The organism is Anaerococcus sp. (assembly GCF_022770135.1).
Classification (GTDB): domain Bacteria; phylum Bacillota; class Clostridia; order Tissierellales; family Peptoniphilaceae; genus Anaerococcus.
The window spans coordinates 1-16,109 of sequence record NZ_JALEIL010000110.1 but is presented as its reverse complement, the minus strand read 5'-3'; the positions used below and the strand labels follow the sequence as shown (position 1 = coordinate 16,109).

The 16,109-nt window shown below is 36.9% G+C and carries 15 protein-coding genes and 1 other annotated feature; all 15 genes read right to left on the bottom strand.

Features of this window, described 5'->3' with window-relative positions:
* Positions 1-287: 287 nt before the first annotated feature.
* Positions 288-1,385, bottom strand: a complete 1,098-nt coding sequence (locus MRZ08_RS05825) for a tetratricopeptide repeat protein (protein ID WP_297380413.1) — start codon at positions 1,383-1,385, stop codon at positions 288-290.
* A gap of 4 nt (positions 1,386-1,389) precedes the next feature.
* Positions 1,390-2,091 (bottom strand): hypothetical protein, encoded by a 702-nt coding sequence (locus tag MRZ08_RS05820; protein ID WP_297380411.1) that lies wholly within the window; start codon positions 2,089-2,091, stop codon positions 1,390-1,392.
* Positions 2,091-3,788: an arginine--tRNA ligase gene (gene argS / locus MRZ08_RS05815; protein WP_297380408.1), complete on the bottom strand. Its 1,698-nt coding sequence runs from the start codon at positions 3,786-3,788 to the stop codon at positions 2,091-2,093. Before argS ends, MRZ08_RS05820 begins: the two co-directional genes overlap by 1 nt.
* 9 nt (positions 3,789-3,797) lie before the next feature.
* Positions 3,798-6,143, bottom strand: coding sequence for an endonuclease MutS2 (locus MRZ08_RS05810; protein WP_297380405.1), 2,346 nt, complete (start codon positions 6,141-6,143; stop codon positions 3,798-3,800).
* Positions 6,143-8,353, bottom strand: a complete 2,211-nt coding sequence (locus tag MRZ08_RS05805; RefSeq protein WP_297380402.1) for a U32 family peptidase — start codon at positions 8,351-8,353, stop codon at positions 6,143-6,145. The genes MRZ08_RS05810 and MRZ08_RS05805 overlap by 1 nt, the downstream gene beginning before the upstream one ends.
* A complete protein-coding gene (locus tag MRZ08_RS05800) occupies positions 8,353-8,844 on the bottom strand; it encodes a cell division protein ZapA (RefSeq protein ID WP_297380399.1) in 492 nt (163 codons plus the stop codon). Before MRZ08_RS05800 ends, MRZ08_RS05805 begins: the two co-directional genes overlap by 1 nt.
* Positions 8,845-8,853: 9 nt before the next feature.
* The gene (gene pheT, locus MRZ08_RS05795; RefSeq protein WP_297380397.1) at positions 8,854-11,241 is read right to left on the bottom strand and encodes a phenylalanine--tRNA ligase subunit beta; all 2,388 of its coding nucleotides are present in this window, start codon (positions 11,239-11,241) and stop codon (positions 8,854-8,856) included.
* An 8-nt stretch (positions 11,242-11,249) separates the two neighbouring features.
* Entirely contained in the window at positions 11,250-12,272 is a 1,023-nt protein-coding gene (pheS, locus tag MRZ08_RS05790; protein WP_297380395.1) for a phenylalanine--tRNA ligase subunit alpha, read from the bottom strand.
* A gap of 249 nt (positions 12,273-12,521) precedes the next feature.
* Positions 12,522-13,244 carry an RNA methyltransferase gene (locus MRZ08_RS05785; RefSeq protein ID WP_297380392.1) on the bottom strand — a complete coding sequence of 241 codons (723 nt, stop codon included), beginning with the start codon at positions 13,242-13,244 and terminating at the stop codon, positions 12,522-12,524.
* Positions 13,244-13,597, bottom strand: coding sequence for a 50S ribosomal protein L20 (rplT, locus tag MRZ08_RS05780; RefSeq protein WP_297380389.1), 354 nt, complete (start codon positions 13,595-13,597; stop codon positions 13,244-13,246). Before rplT ends, MRZ08_RS05785 begins: the two co-directional genes overlap by 1 nt.
* Before the next feature lie 10 nt (positions 13,598-13,607).
* On the bottom strand, positions 13,608-13,805 hold the full coding sequence (rpmI, locus tag MRZ08_RS05775; protein ID WP_297380386.1) for a 50S ribosomal protein L35: 198 nt from the start codon (positions 13,803-13,805) through the stop codon (positions 13,608-13,610).
* Position 13,806: 1 nt separating this feature from the next.
* Entirely contained in the window at positions 13,807-14,361 is a 555-nt protein-coding gene (gene infC / locus MRZ08_RS05770; RefSeq protein ID WP_297380384.1) for a translation initiation factor IF-3, read from the bottom strand.
* Positions 14,338-14,454: a sequence feature (ribosomal protein L20 leader region), on the bottom strand. (Overlaps the previous gene by 24 nt.)
* Before the next feature lie 82 nt (positions 14,455-14,536).
* Complete coding sequence (locus MRZ08_RS05765) at positions 14,537-14,989, bottom strand: helix-turn-helix domain-containing protein (protein WP_297380382.1); 453 nt, start codon at positions 14,987-14,989, stop codon at positions 14,537-14,539.
* Between the two features lie 12 nt (positions 14,990-15,001).
* Positions 15,002-15,856 (bottom strand): DegV family protein, encoded by an 855-nt coding sequence (locus MRZ08_RS05760; RefSeq protein WP_297380380.1) that lies wholly within the window; start codon positions 15,854-15,856, stop codon positions 15,002-15,004.
* Positions 15,857-15,954: 98 nt separating this feature from the next.
* A partial coding sequence (locus MRZ08_RS05755) for an IS3 family transposase (RefSeq protein WP_297380416.1) occupies positions 15,955-16,109 on the bottom strand: 155 nt, incomplete at its 5' end.

Sequence of the window (16,109 nt, the reverse complement as noted above, 5' to 3'; positions counted from 1 at the left end):
ACTAAAGGTTTTAGTTGTTTTCGTTTATATCTTATATAACTAAAAGTTATATAGATCGTTGATATTAATTTTTTAAGGTTCATGTCATTCGCTTACCGCGTTGACTCTTATATAGTACCACGGTCATTTTCTTTTGTCAAGCTTTTTTTGAATTTTTTTATTTAATTCAGCTTTTCTCGCTTGTCATCTCCCGAATGACAATTAATATGATACACGCTTATTTTTCTTTTGTCAAATTTTTTATTAAAAAAATCGCCGATTCTTTTCAAACGGCGATTTTTGCTTGCTTATAAGTGAAATTGTTCTTTCATTATGGCGAGATTTTCTACTATTTCATCACTTAGGTCATCGAAGGTTAAGATATTATCTATATCTTTTTTCGCTTCCGCTATATTTCCTAAGCTTAAATTAATTTGAATCTTGTTGTAGGATAGTCTCGGATCTTCCGGATATTTCTTAAGCCCTTCTCTAATTAGAGCTAAGGCTTTTTCTATTTCCTTATTTAAATAAAGACTAATTGCGTAATCATTATATAGTTCTCTAAACTCCGCTCCTTCACTTAAGGAGTTAGAAAAGGCCATTATAGAGTTTTCGTATTGGCCTAGATTTTGATAGGCTACCCCTAGATAGTAATAGGCATCCGCCCTTTTGTGTTTGGATAAGATTTCTGTAAGTTTTATAATAGCTTCGTTGTAGTTACTTTTTCCAATAAAATATAGAGCTTCTTCTATGTCTGCATTATCATTTATTTCTCTCAGCCTATCTCTTACTTCATCCTGGGCTATTGCTGAGCTAGTTTTACTTAAAGCCTTATTGTAATAGTTCCTCGCTTTTAGATATTCTCCCAAATTTGCATAGATATTTCCTAGTTCATAATAGGCTATGGCAAAGTCTTCATCTTCTCCAATTATTTCCTGGAGGATTCTTAGAGCTTCTCTTACAAAGTCATCCTTCTCCTTGATATCTTCCTCATAGGCTTTCGGCCATAGGAGTCTTGCGTAATTATAGGCGTTAAACTTATCTTCTGGATCTATGATATAAGCCCCTCTTAGGATAAGGAGCGCCTTGTCGTAGTCTTCGTCCATTACTGATATAGCCTTTTGTGAAGCATATTCGCTTACTTCCTTAAGGTAATGGTTTAAAACATTGATATATTCGTAATTGTGAAGGAAGTCCTTATCAGCCCCTATGTTTATCAGCATGCCTTGAAGGATTAGGTCTAGGTTGATCTTATTAGCCATATCTCCATTTTCAACTCCTTCTTTCATATCCTTAAGATAGATTGGAAGAGGAAGATCTTTTAGCTTTTCGTAACTCGCTTCATCCTTTAATTCTATATATCCTAGTTTGTCAACAAATTTTCTAAAGTAATCGTCTAATCTCAAATTATCATCCTCTCATGAATTTTCTTTGTCTATATGGATGTTCGTCTATATATTTGAATAAGTGACCCCTAAACACACAGAAAAATGTATGGATAGCTCCTACTATAAGGCTCGCAATTAGGTTATCTAGTCCAATAATCTTTACTCCACCTAGATTTAGGCTTATCATACTTTCTATTACTATGAATATAAGTGAGTATATTCCGTAGGTTAGGGGGTTATCTACTACAAATTTGAATGAAGATTTGAGTGCATCAAGTCCTGTTTTGTTATTTATATAGACTTCCTCTATTAGGGCTGAGCTTAAGACTTTTACAATAATTATGACAACAAGCTCTCCTTTAGGGGTTGTTTGCATAGTCAATAAATTTACAAATAGTTTTAGGATGTATAGGTAAAACATTGCACTAAGCAAGGGTTGGAAGAAATTGGATACAGAATTTCCTATAGATTTCTTCCCTGTATTTCCATAGACTACTACAGATCTTAAGCTTTGAGCTATGAAACAAATACATACAACATCGATTAGATAGTTGATGATACCTACAAAACTTCCCCCACCTATAAAGCCAAAGACATTTTTCCCCTCTAGAAATATCCTAATAAATATAAAGATAAAGGCAAGATATAGCTTTCTCATCTTGATTAAGGTGTTTCTAAAGGCATAGGATGAGACTTGGATAAAGTCTTTTATTCTATCGTTCATTACATTTGCTCCACAGTCTTAATCCCTAATAGTCCCAACCCTGTTTTGATTACTATTGATGTTGCGTATGTTAGGGCTAGTCTTTCTGCCTTGAGCTTTTCATCTTCTACGTTGATTTGGCAAGCATTGTAGAATTTGTTGAAGTTTTTGGCTATTTCTGTTAAATGTCTTGTAATTAGTGATGGCTCGTATTTTTCAGCTGCCTTAGCTACTACATCTTTAAAATTACCTAGAGCTTTAACTAGGGCGAATTCTTCATCGCTTGTTATATTCTCGAAGGATATTTCTGTATTTTCCTTAAAGTCTGCCTTTCTTAGGACTGACTTGGCTCTGGCGTAGGTGTATTGAACATAAGGACCAGTTTCTCCGTCAAAGTTTAGGACTTCGTCCCAGTCGAATACATAGTCCTTGATCCTGTTGTTGTAGAGTTCTTGGAACTTAACCGCTCCGATTCCTACAATCTCGGCTACTTCATCCACATTTTCAATCTTGCTATCACGATTCTCCATGATTTCCTTAGTTTTATCAACTGCCTTGTTTAGTACATCTTCTAGGAAAACTACTTGGCCCTTTCTTGTAGATAGGGTCTGATCTTTAAGACTTACCATACCGAAAGGAATATGCTTGCAATCGTCATAGAAGTCATAGCCCATAAGCTTTAGGATTGCAAATAATTGTTGGAAATGTAGGTTTTGTTGAGTTGCTACTACATATAGGTTCTTATCAAAGTCGTAGACTTTCTTCCTATTGATAGCTGTCGCTATATCTCTTGTGATATAAGCTGATGAGCCATTTGACTTGATTATAATTGCTGGTGGTAGATCAAATTCTGATAGGTCTACTATATAGGCTCCGTCAGATTCTACCAAGAGATCTTTATCCTTAAGCTCTTCTAATACAGCTGGGATAAATTCAGAGTGGTAGCTTTCTCCATTGTAGTTATCGAAATCAATATCAAGCATCTTGTAGACTCTATCAAATTCATTGAAGGAAATATCCTTAAAATGCTTCCAAAGTCTGGTCGCTTCCTCTTCTCCGCTTTCAAGATTTTTAAACTCAGCCCTCGCATCATTCATCATCTTTTCATCTTCTGCTGCTTCTTTATTATATCTTACATAGAGATTTAGAAGCTCTTTGATAGGATTTTCCCTAAGTTTTTCCTCATCTCCCCAAAGCTTATAGGCTGCAATCATAGTTCCAAATTGGGTACCATAGTCTCCTATATAGTTACTAGCTATAGTGTTGTAGCCTAAAAAGTTGTGAATATTTCTTAAAGCATCTCCTATTACGGTAGATCTTATATGGCCAATATGAAATGGCTTGGCAATATTTACAGAAGAGAAATCTATGACAATATTTTTGCCACTTCCCTTATCAGATGATCCATATTTTTCTTTCTTTTCTAGAATTTCTTTTAGGATTTCTTCTTCAAAGACCTTCCTATCAACATAGAAGTTAAGATAGGCGTTTAGGTTTTCTATTTTTCCAAATCCTTCTAGGTCAATTTTTTCTGCCAAGTCTTCTGCTATTAGGGCAGGGTTTTTCCTCATTGTCTTAGCTAGACTAAAGCAAGGAAAGGAGTAATCTCCCATATTATCTTGAGGTGGAATTTCTATTAGCTTATAAATCTCCTCAAAGCCTAAGCCTAGGTCCATTTTCTCAAGTTGTTTTGCAATTATTTCTTTAAAATCTGTCATTTTGCCTCTCTATCCAAATTTCACTATAGTAACACCGTATCCGCCTTCTTTGTCATCGCCGAAACGGTAGTCTTCAATTCTCTTATCACCTTCTAGAATTTCTCCGACTCCCTTGATTAGGGCGCCAGTTCCTTTTCCATGAATGATCTTGGCCTTACTTAGACCAGCTAGCATTGCATCATCAAGGTATTTATCTAGATTTCTCATCGCCTCGTCATATCTTTGACCCCTAAGGTCTAGGGTTGGCGAGATATGCATGGCTTTTTTAGTATTATACACTTTTCTGATGTTTTTTTCTGTCTGATTGTCGCCTTTAATCTTACTTACGTTTTTGATATTAGAATCCATCTTAAGGATTCCCATTTGCACCTTGATATTACCCTTCTTGTCAGGAGCTTCGATTACTTCTGCCTTTTCGTTAAGTCCCGCTATTAGGACAGTGTCCCCCACCTTTAGGCTTTCTGGTGCATTCTTAGACTCTTTGGTGTAAAGGCCCTCGCCTTCTCTTTCGATTCTTCCTTCTTTGTATTTGTTTCTAATATTATTTAGAGACCTATCTATGTCTGAAGTATTGGCATTTCTCATCATTTTGGCTTCTTTGAGCATGTCTTGACTTCTCTTATTTGCCTTATCTAAGATACTATTAGCCTTATCTTCAGCCTGTCTTAGGATATCTTCTTCCTTCTGGTCAAGTCTCTTGGATTTTTCCTTAAGCTCGTTTCTAATTTTAGCTATTTCTCTCTTATAGCTTTCGATTTCCCTATTCTTATCTTCAATTTCCTTCTTATCTTCTTCGATTTCTGCAAGGATTTTGTTGATATTTTTTGTATCATCTCCTATAAGATTTTTGGCATTATTTAAAATCTCGTAAGGAAGACCTAATCTTTTAGAAATCTCGAAGGCGTTGGACTTACCTGGAGTTCCTATTTCAAGCTTATAGGTTGGAGAAAGGGTATCGACATCAAACTCTACCGAAGCATTCATTACGCCAGGAGTCTCTACAGCATAGTATTTTAGCTCGCTGTAGTGGGTTGTAGAAAAGGTCATGACCTTCTTTTGGGTCAAGGAATTAAGGATAGAAATAGCAAGAGCAGCTCCTTCTACTGGATCTGTTCCTGAGCCTATCTCATCTAAGAGGACCAAGGAGTTTTCTGTAGCCTTTTTTAATATATCGACGATATTGGTTAGGGATGCAGAAAAGGTCGATAGACTCATCTCTATAGACTGGGTATCTCCTATATCTAGGAAAATATCATCAAAGACACATAGCTTACTTCCTTCATAGGCTGGTATGAAAAGGGCAGTCTGAGCCATAGCACTTATTAGCCCTACAGTTTTAAGACTTACAGTCTTACCTCCAGTATTAGGTCCTGTGATTATCAAGGTCGTGTAGTCTCCCCCGATTCTTACATCGATTGGTACAACCTTGCCAGTAAGAAGGGGGTGTCTGGCTGATTTTAAATCGAGTACCTTTTCATCTGTTATTATAGGAAGGCTATACTCATTTTCTAGGGCAAACTTAGACTTAGCCTGGAGGAAATCAATCCTAGCTATCAACTTCTGATTTTCTAGTAATTCTACATCGAAGCCTTGAGCAAGCCTAGAAAGCCTATCGAGAATTTTCCTAATCTCATCTTCTTCCCTAATCTCTAAGTCCCTAAGCTGGTTGTTAAGCTCAACTATGGCACCTGGTTCTATGAAAAGAGTATTTCCTGAAGATGATTTGTCATGGACGATTCCTCCGATCAAGGCACGCTTATTGGTCTTTACAGGAACTACGTACCTACCATCCCTTACCGACACTACCTTGTCTTGGAGGGCGTCATCGTATTTGGAATTTGTGATATATGAATTTAGCTTAATCCTTATATCAGCTTCCTTCCTCTGCTTTTGACGCCTAATATTTCTAAGGGTTGATGAGGCAGAATCTGCTATTTCCTCCTCATTTATTATTGACCTATCGATTTCGTTTTTGAGAAAATCATTGGTTGATATTCTAGAAAAAACATCAGAAATCTTCTTATCTTCGATGTTTTTCCCATAATCCTTAAGATATTCACTAACCCTAAGTAGGTCAAGGACTTTTAAGAGCTCTCCTGGATCGAGTATGCCATTTTTTCTAATATAGGCCACAATTTCCGTCAGATCATAGAGACCAAAGAGGTCTATGTTTCCATTTTTCCTAATCACATCGACCATAGCAGAAGTCTCGTAAAGCTCTTCTCTTATATAATTTATATCATCAAAAGGCCTTAGACTTAGGATTTCTTCCTTGACAAGCTTTGACCTTGCATATTCTGCAAGTCTTTCTAGGATCTTGTCGTATTCTAAAACCTTTAGGCTTTTTTCTCGCATTAAATAACACCTCTATCGTAATTTAGATTGTTAGTTTCTTTTCTGTCTTGGTAATCTCTTATATCTTCATCCGAAAAGACCTGGACTAGGAAAGAAATATCGTTGGTAAAGTTTCTCCTATCGACCTTGGAGACCCTAGCTGGATAAATCCTACTTATCCCTTCTCTTCTAATTATCTTAAGCCTATCGCCATTTTCATTTACCATTTCCCCATTTCTAAACTTACAAGTAGCACACCCCTTTAGCCCACACTTCTTGATTGTAGAAAATGGACAATGGACCATATTCATAAGCTCAATTCTTCCGAAGGCCAAGGCTTCTACATCAAAGTCTCTGCCGTTTTGATTTATAGAATCGAATGTAGCTTCTACAGATGATGAGGTCATCTCGGCAAACTTATGGTAAAAGTCATAGGTAAATTTGTTGAAGACATTTAAGTATCTGCCGATTCTGATTTTTATATTATTTTCCATAAATTTATCAACAAAGGCAAGGTCCCTGTAGTTATTGAAAACCACGCCCTTGATTGTTTTTTCCTTGATGAAGGCTATAAGCTCATCTATGTCGTAATCTGTGTGGGAGTTAAGATTTAGATAAAGACTAAGGCCAGCGTATTTTCCATCATATTCTTCTAGATAAATATTATCAAATCCACTTAGGAGCTTGGGATCTACATTTGTATTTTTAAGCTCTACATTTATTTCTTTCTTGTGATTTTTCTTATGATCTATTTTAGGAATTTCTATATCAACCTCATCTCTCCTAAAGGATTTGAGGATTTCTTCTTTGAGCTTAGCAGATCCTTCTCTTCTTAGTCTGTTGATGTCCTTTTTTCTAATGAAGACATCTGGGTCCATGACTATATTAATTTGACTTGCTTGGTAGATATCATCCCCAAACTTGCTTAAATTTTCCCTTAAGTCTTCTTCAGTCAAAGAAATCTTCTTAGCCCTTTCTAGTTTATCTTCTGTTTCTATGCTAATTGACCAATCCTTGTAGGTCATGGTAATTTTCGCAGGACCATCTACCATCGCCCTAAAGTCGATTGCTATCGGAAGACTTTCGTATTCACCTAGAGATTTTTCTAAATTCTGTCCTATCTTTTGGGAATTTAGGATATATACATCAGACCCTTCCTTGGCATCAGGATATTTGTCGAGATAAGTTTTGGAATTTTTCTTAAGATCTTCAGTCAAGGTAAAGGGTAATTTCTTGCCCTTGTCTGTAGTTATCCCAAGATTATCTCCTAGAAGGAGGTCGGATGAATTAATGAAGTACTTTTTATTTCCTTCTTTGATGACTTTACCAACAGACCTGTGTTTGGCATCAGATGAAAGTCTTACATAATCACTCTTTTGTCCAAAGATAAAGCCCTTAGTGTAGCCTCTGTTTGAAATATCCCTCAAATCATTTTTATCATAAGAATTTCTCTCAATCTTATCCTTATAGCTTTTTACACTTGTATAGACATACTCAGGACTTTTCATCCTGCCTTCGATCTTGAAGCAATCTATGCCAAGTTCTACTAACTGATCGATTTGATCTATTACATTTAAATCTCTCATATTGAGGAAATAATCATCAGCCAAAGTTTTACCATCAGATATTAGGGAATATTTTTGCCTGCAAATCCCAGCACATCTTCCCCTATTGGCAGAGCGAGCTCCAAAATAGGAACTCATCAAACATTCTCCAGAGTATGACACGCACAAGGACCCGTGGACGAAGACTTCCTTTTCTACGGGAAGGGTCGCAATTTTTCTAAGCTCTTCGATTGGAGTCTCCCTTGCAATAACTACCCTAGCAAAGCCCATATCCATAAGGCTCTTCGCCCCATAATAGTCTCTTACAGCCATTTGGGTTGAAGCATGAAGGTCCATACCAGGCACTTGGTCTTTTAGGATTGTAAATAGGCCCAGGTCTTGGATTATGAGGGCATCAGCCCCGTATTCGTAGAGCTTTTTGGCATAGTATATTGCCTTTTCCATCTCCTCATCCTTGATTAGGATATTCATAGTCACAAATACCTTCTTGCCAAATAGGTGGATGAGGTCGATAAAGCTTCCCACATTTTCTATATCAAAATTTTTGGCATAGGCACGAGCTCCAAAGTCGTCCACTGCCATATAAAAGCTAGAAGCCCCAGCGGCAAGGCCTGCATAAAGCATCTCTTCGTTGCCAACTGGAGCTAGGATTTCAGATTTTGCCATCAAAGTTTTCCTTTCAAGCTGTCATTTTCCTTGCTAAGGTCCATCACTTCTACTTGAAGCCTTTTGACTTCGTTTTTGAGTTTATCTATTGTTTCCTTAGAATCCTTGTATCTTACAAGATCTCTCTTAAGCTTGGTATTTTCCTTATCTAGCTCATCGAGTCTTTCTTTATCCTCCGAGCTTTCCCTAAGGAGCTTATCCTTCTCGTTTCTGATTAGGTACACTTCTTCTTTTAACTTAGGGTATTCTCTTACAGGAACTTCGCTTTCTTCCTTAAGGCTCTTGTACTTTTCGGCAAGTCTATAGAGGTCATCTGTAATATTTACACCAGCCAATACTAGTTGCCTATCAAAAGTAAGCCTATTGGATTTCACTTCTTGGATTTTCCTATCAAATATTTCTGCTATATCTTTAATATTTTCCTTAGGCTCCTTGGAGACTAGGGTGTAGGTCTTGCCGTCTATTTTGACATCAACTTTATATTCGCTCAAATACTACTCCTAACTACGTAATTCAATGTCCTCTTTAGCTAAACATTCGAGGATTTTCTTCTCTATTCCTGCTATGTCCTTATCCTTTAGGGTCCTATCCTTAGCCCTATATAAGACCTTATAAGAAATTGACTTCTTATCTTCTTCTATATGCTCTCCTGTATAGATGTCAAATAGGCTGATCTCATCTACAAGACCAGATCCATTTTCTCTTATAGTATTTTCTATAAGTTCTGACTCGAGATTTCTATCACATACGAATGAATAGTCTCTTTCTATAGCAGGGAATTTCGCTATTTGCTTGTATTTTCTATCTATTACTCTTCTATCTTCAATCTTTGCAAGATTTATCTCAAGGACTAAGGCTCCCTTGTCTATGTCATATTCATCACGAACTTCGTAGGAAATCTCACCCATTATACCAACATGGTCTCCTTCATAGAAGATATCTGCACAGCGGCCAGCATGGAAGGCGTAGATGTTCTCGTTTGCCTTAAATGTAAAGCCAGTAAAGCCTACCTCGCCCATGGCTAGTGTGAAGAAATCTTTTAGGTCGTAGAAGGAATAGTCTCCATATAGGCCCATGGTTAGGGTGATGTTCTCCTTTGGGAGCTTGTCTGAAGTTTTCTCGAAAGTCCTATCTAGTTCGAAAAATCTCATATCCTTTTGGCCGTATTTGATATTTTTAGCAATCACATCGAGCATAGAAGGAACTTGACTTGTTCTCATTACTGAATAATCTTCTCCAAGTGGATTGATTAGTTTAATATAATCACGAAGGGCTGAGTCCTTATCAACTCCTAGTCTGTCATATTCTCTTGGGGAGATAAATGAATAGGTTGCAAGCTCTGAGAACTTTTGGCCAACAAGCTTGCTACAAAGCTCATCTCTTAGAAGTCTTCTCTTTGATCTTTCTCCTCTTTGGAGGGATGATACTAAAGGAGCATTTTCAATATTTCCCATACCATAAAGTCTAACTACTTCTTCTATCAAGTCAGCTTCTATAGTAACATCACTCCTAAAGTAAGGAACCCTTACCCTAAGTGTCTTCTCATCAAGCTTTTCTACTTCAAATTCTAGAAGCTCTAGGTTTCTAATAGCTGTATCTAGGTCAAAGTCCACACCTGTTAGCATGTTTAGTCTTTCCAGTCTAAGATCTACTCTTATCTCTTCTCTTTCTTTTATTCCTTCATCAATAGATCCTCCGACAACTTCTCCTATAGCTAGTTCGTCAATTAGTCTCATCGCCCTTCTTGAAGCAAAGTCTGCCATCTCTACTGGAACTCCCTTTTCAAATCTTGAGCTTGCCTCGCTCCTAAGACCTAGAGTTTTAGAAGACTTTCTTATATTTGCTTGATCGAAATTTGCAGCCTCAAGGAGGATGTTTTTGGTATCCTTTGTTACTTCAGAGTCCATTCCTCCCATAAGACCTGCAAGGCCGATTGCTTCCTTGCCATCAGCTATTACTAGCATTGAAGGGTCTAGCTTTCTATCTACTCCATCAAGAGTCTGTAGGATTTCTCCTTCCTTAGCATCTCTTACTATGATTTTTTGATCAGCTAATTTGTCGAGGTCGTAGGCGTGGAGGGGTTGACCTGTTTCAAGCATTACGAAGTTTGTAATGTCTACGATATTATTGATTGGTCTCATGCCTGCAAGCATAAGGTAGTTTTGAAGCCATTGAGGAGATCTTTTGACTTCGACATTTTTGGCAACTCTTGCTACAAAGCGATTGCACTTGTCACTTTCTATAGAAACTCCATTAGAATAGTCTTTTATATCCTCATCATTTTCCTTAAAGTCGAGACTTGGGTAGGTGATTTTTTCTCCAAAACTTGCCGCAGTTTCTCTTGCCATACCTATTATTGAAAGGCAGTCTGGTCTGTTTGGTGTGATTTCGTATTCAATTACAGGGCTGTTTGAATGAATTACCTCGCTTAAAGGAGTACCTGGTTCGTATTCTCCTTCTAGAACTATAACACCTTCCCTAAGTTCCTTTGGAATTACTGAATCTTCATAGCCTAGTTCGCTGTAGGCTGTAAGCATACCTTGGCTTACAATTCCAAAAAAGTCATGGTCTTCGATTAACGTTCCATCATCAAGCTTAGTTCCTGATGTGATAACTGGAAGGAAGTCGCCTTTTTTGGTATTTTTGGCATTGGTTATGATTGTGATCGGTTCGTTTTTTCCAATATCTATTGTAAGAACTTGGAGCCTATCAGCCTCCGCATGTTTATCTTGGTCGGTAACCTTACCTACAAGGATTCCATCAAGGTCAGATGTGTGGATTGTAACTTCTTCTACGTGCGATCCTGTCTCTGAAAGCCTATCGGTAATTGTCTTAAGGTCTTTATCTATTTTTATATAATCTTTTTGCCATATTAAAGGTACTAACATATATCCTCCTAGAATTGTTCCATAAATCTCTTGTCATTATCATAAAGAAGTCTTATGTCATCGAGTCCATATTTAACCATGGCAATCCTATCGACTCCTAGTCCAAAAGCAAAACCTGTGTATTTTTCGCTATCAATACCACAAGCCTCTAATACATTTGGATGGACCATTCCTCCACCCAAAAGCTCCATTGACCAACCAGTATTACCACAAGCAGGGCAGCCTTCTCCCTTACAGATTGGGCAGGTTACATCTACTTCAAGACTTGGCTCTGTGAATGGGAAGTGGTGAGGACGGTATCTTAATTTCATCTCATCTCCAAACATTTCCTTTATAAAGGTCTCAAGAGTTGCCTTAAGATTTGCCATAGAGACATTCTCGTCAACTACCAAGCATTCCAATTGGTGGAACATTGGTGAGTGGGTCGCATCGACCTCGTCATTTCTGAAAACTCTTCCTGCTGAAACCATCTTTATAGGAAGTTTGCCCTCATTCATTACCCTAATTTGCATGCTTGATGTGTGAGGTCTAAGTAATACTTCATCATTGATATAAAAGGTATCTGATGTTGACCTTGCTGGGTGATCTTCTGGTGAGTTTAGATCATCGAAGACGAATTTCACTGTATCGACTTCTGGGCCTTCAACTACATCGAAGCCCATGTTTTGGAAGATTGATTCTAGCTCTTCCATTGTTTGGTTAATCACTGCCAAATGACCTGATTCGTGCTTATCAAAGTGAGCTGTGACGTCGATTTTTTCTGCCTTAACCTTCTCTTCTAGAAGGACTTTTTTGATCTCTTCGTTTTTTAGGGCGAGTTTTTCTTCTATTTCCTTGCTGGTCTTGTTGATTAGCTTACCTGCGGCAGGCTTTTCTTCATTAGGAAGTTTGGCGATTGATTTTTTAAGGTCTGTTATCTCACCCTTTTTTCCTAAGTACTTTATTCTTAACTTTTCCAAGTCGTCTAGGGACTTGGCACTTTCTATTTCATTCTTAAAAGTTTCTAATACTTTTGTTAAATTCTCTTCCATTTTTCCTCCAAATAAAAAAATCCGCCCTCTAAAGGACAGATAATTCTGCGGTACCACCTTATTTGATTTACATATCATATTTACTAGTAAATACATATATAAATCCACTCTTAGCTTTAACGTAAGCTTAAACGTATCGACTACTTTATTCATCTCAAGCTTCATCGGTGAATACCCCTAGTCGTTACTTAAAAGGCTCTCAACATCCCCAATTTGCTGTATAAGAATAACTAAAGTCTTTCCGAATCACTAGCCTAGTGTATTCATCATTATACTTGCCGCTATCGCAGCGTTTAAGGATTCGATTTCTCCTTGCATTGAAATCTTGATAAAATCGTCGGTCAATTTCCTTATATCCTCACTCAGTCCATTGGCCTCGTTACCTATAGCAAGAACTATCGAATCGTTAGAACTATCATACTTTCTAACATCGATTCCTTCCATATGACTTGAAAGAAATCTATAATTATCTTTAAGATTAGATATCTCATCAAGGCTAAGCTCTATGATATTTACCCTAAAGACTGATCCCATAGATGCCCTTAGGCATTTCTCGTTGTAGATATCCACGCATCCCTTGGTAAGAATTATATCAGAAAAGCCAAAGGCCTCAGCAGATCTAATGATGGTTCCCATATTACCAGGATCAGAAATATGATCTAGGAGTAGAACCCTATCAGAGCTTAGGTCTTCTGCTTTATTTTTCCTAATCACAGCGGCGTAGCCATCAGGCGACTTTAATTCGCTTAGCTTGTTAAAACAATTATCATCAAATACAAGGCAAGGGATATTTCCTTCAAAAGATATCCCCTCTCTTAGGAAAAGAAAGTCTATGTCAGCATGAGACTTGATAGCTTCCTCGACAAGCTTTCTCGACTCTATGACAAAAAGGCCTTCCTTATCCCTGTATTTTTTATTTCTAAGCTTTTTTATTAATTTAAACTTTGGGTTAGCTTGAGATTTGATTACCATTAAGCTGCTTGGTTTGCAAGCTCTACAAGTTTAGCGAATTCTTCTGGGTTGTTTACTGCAAGTTCAGCAAGCATTTTTCTGTTGATATCGATGTTTGCTTTCTTAAGGTTACCCATAAATTTAGAATAGCTTGTTCCGTTAAGTCTTGCTGCTGCGTTGATTCTTGCGATCCATAGTTTTCTGAAGTCTCTTTTTCTGTGCTTTCTTCCGATGTAAGCATAGTTAAGAGATTTCATTACAGCTTGGTTAGCTGTTCTAAATAGAAGGCTCTTGGAACCGTAGTATCCTTTAGCTTGTTTTAATACTTTTTTGTGTCTTTTTTTAGCGTTTACTGCTCTTTTTACTCTTGCCATCTATATCCTCCTATGCACCGATCATGTTCTTTACGTTTTTCAATTCGCTTGATGAAACAATTGTTGCTTTTCTTAGTCTTCTTTTTCTGTTTGGTGATTTCTTAGCTGTAAGGTGTCCCTTGTAAGCTTTTCTTCTCATTACTTTACCGCTGCCAGTAACTTTGAATCTCTTAACTGCAGCTCTTCTTGTTTTATTTTTCTTTGCCATCTTATTCTCCTTTTTCGTCGTTTGGTTCTATAAACATTACTAGGGATCTTCCTTCCATTTTTGGTTTTTTGCTAACCTTGTAAGAATCTCCTAGCATTGTCTTAAACTTATCCATCAATTCGTAGCCAGGCTCTTTACGTCCAAGCTCTCTACCACGGAATCTTATAGAAACTTTTACTTTATCCCCGTTATTTAAGAATTTCATGCTTTGATTTGCCTTAGTTTGCAAGTCATTATCTTCTATATTAAGAGAAAATCTTGTTTCTTTTAGTTGAGCATTTTTTTGTTTTTTTCTATTCTCTTTTTCTTTTTTCTCTTGATCATATTTGAACTTGCCGTAATCCATTATTCTAGTAACAGGTGGTTTAGCCTTTGGGCTCATCAATACTAGGTCGAGTTTGCTATCATAAGCCATATCTAGGGCTCTGTTTAGGTCAACTATTCCTACCTGATTACCATTTTCATCAATAAGTCTTACTTGCTTAGCTCTAATTTCATCATTTATTCTTAAATCTTTTATAAGTATACCTCCATATATTAAAAAAAGCGGGCACAAAGTACCCGTTCCAATTTATAATTAAATCTCGTAATTAAAAATTATTAACCTACAAACTTAAGTCGGCAGGTGAGTTGGGTACTTCTTTGTTGTCTACATCCTATATAATACTATATTATATGTTTTTTGTCAAGAATCTTCCTTGAATTTCCGACAAGAGCTTTCAACTTATTTTCTATCTAAGAAATTCCCTAAGCTCTTTTTCAAGCTCCCTATTTACAAGATCTAAGTTCTCGTATAGATATTCTCTTTCTTTTTCGTCAAGTTTATTTTCTACATTTCTAAGAACCCTTGCTGTCAGTTCGTTTTTCTTTCTTTTGTAAGAAAAGTACTTATCTGTCAAGATTATATGGGTAATCCTTGCGTCCTCCACGGACTTATTCTTTGTCACATAGCCCTTCTCCTGTAAGACATTTATCCTATAGGATACATTGGGCTGAGACATATACAAAAACTTGACCAAGTCGTTGATACTTGGCCTTTCAAGATATTCTATCACTTCTAGGATCATACTCTCACCTAAGCTTAATGACGAAGCATGATAGTTCTTAAAGACTGACCTAAAGAAGTGAAGTTTGGTCTTTTTTACAATCTCAGCTAGAATATTGTCCTTATTTTTCATATTCATAAAATACCCTTACTAGTTTATCTTTAGAAAGGCAAAACCGAATAGACCAGGTCCGGTATTAGCCCCAAGTGTTGGGGAGATTTGACCTCTGATAAATAGACTTGCTCCATCAATAAATTCCTTTAGTGTCTCTTCAAGTTTCTCTGCCATATCAGTAGAGTCTCCATTAGCTATAAATATATAGTAGTTTTTGGCATCTTCTAGATATTCCTTGGCAATCTTGTAGAATTGCTTAAATATCCTCTTCTCTCCTCTGACGATCTTCATTAGCTTAAACTTTCCATCTTCAGGATTTACTGTAATTAATGGCTTAACATTTAAGGCATCGGAAAGCTTGCCGAAAGTCTTTGGGACTCTTCCGCCTTCTATTATATATTTTAGGGATTCCAAAGTGAAAAATACTCTCGAATTCTCACGTGCCTTCTCCAAGCCTTCTTTTACTTCTTCAAAGCTTTTTCCTTGATCTATGAGATCTTTGGCAAAAAGAGCCAAGAATCCTTCTGCCATAGTTAGGTTTCTACTATCAAAGGCGTAGGTCTCAATCCCATTTGCTTCTATCATATCGCAAAGGTTAAAGGTTCCAGAAAAGTTACTTCCAATTGTAATCATTATAAGCTTATCGTAGCCGTCATTTTTGATCTCTTCAATAAGCTCCATTATATCTCCTGGTGCTGGAAGACTTGTCTTCGCTTGAACTCCTTCTTTTTTAATATAGGAATAAAACTCATCAGGGCTTATGTCAATCCTATCCTTAAGGAAGTCTCCTCCAATATTTACATACAAAGGAAGGTAGTATATACCCTTCTCCCTTGCAAGGTCCGGACTAATATCTGCCCCAGAATCTACCATTATTGCTATCTTTTCCATATTCACTCCTAACAATCACCATCTTAATTCTTTATATACAGTGGATTGTCAACACCTAATTGTACAATCTAAAATCGAACGCACTAATCTAAGACTAACTAATAACTTCTATTTGATCTTAAATGTCTATATTTAACTGGTGGTAAGTAATCTAAGGATCCATGGATCCTTAGGTTGTTGTACCAATAAATATACTCTGATAGTTCTAATTTTAGTTGATTTAAACTTCTAAATTCTTTCTGATATACAAACT

Bases quoted from the DNA above. Each gene is read 5' to 3' on its own strand.
- MRZ08_RS05785 (WP_297380392.1), bottom strand. From the start codon at position 13,244: ATGGTAATCAAATCTCAAGCTAACCCAAAGTTTAAATTAATAAAAAAG.
- pheS (WP_297380395.1), bottom strand. From the start codon at position 12,272: ATGGAAGAGAATTTAACAAAAGTATTAGAAACTTTTAAGAATGAAATA.
- argS (WP_297380408.1), bottom strand. From the start codon at position 3,788: ATGACAGATTTTAAAGAAATAATTGCAAAACAACTTGAGAAAATGGAC.
- rpmI (WP_297380386.1), bottom strand. From the start codon at position 13,805: ATGGCAAAGAAAAATAAAACAAGAAGAGCTGCAGTTAAGAGATTCAAA.
- rplT (WP_297380389.1), bottom strand. From the start codon at position 13,597: ATGGCAAGAGTAAAAAGAGCAGTAAACGCTAAAAAAAGACACAAAAAA.
- MRZ08_RS05760 (WP_297380380.1), bottom strand. From the start codon at position 15,856: ATGGAAAAGATAGCAATAATGGTAGATTCTGGGGCAGATATTAGTCCG.
- MRZ08_RS05820 (WP_297380411.1), bottom strand. From the start codon at position 2,091: ATGAACGATAGAATAAAAGACTTTATCCAAGTCTCATCCTATGCCTTT.
- MRZ08_RS05810 (WP_297380405.1), bottom strand. From the start codon at position 6,143: ATGCGAGAAAAAAGCCTAAAGGTTTTAGAATACGACAAGATCCTAGAA.
- MRZ08_RS05805 (WP_297380402.1), bottom strand. From the start codon at position 8,353: ATGGCAAAATCTGAAATCCTAGCTCCAGTTGGCAACGAAGAGATGCTT.
- pheT (WP_297380397.1), bottom strand. From the start codon at position 11,241: ATGTTAGTACCTTTAATATGGCAAAAAGATTATATAAAAATAGATAAA.
- MRZ08_RS05765 (WP_297380382.1), bottom strand. From the start codon at position 14,989: ATGAATATGAAAAATAAGGACAATATTCTAGCTGAGATTGTAAAAAAG.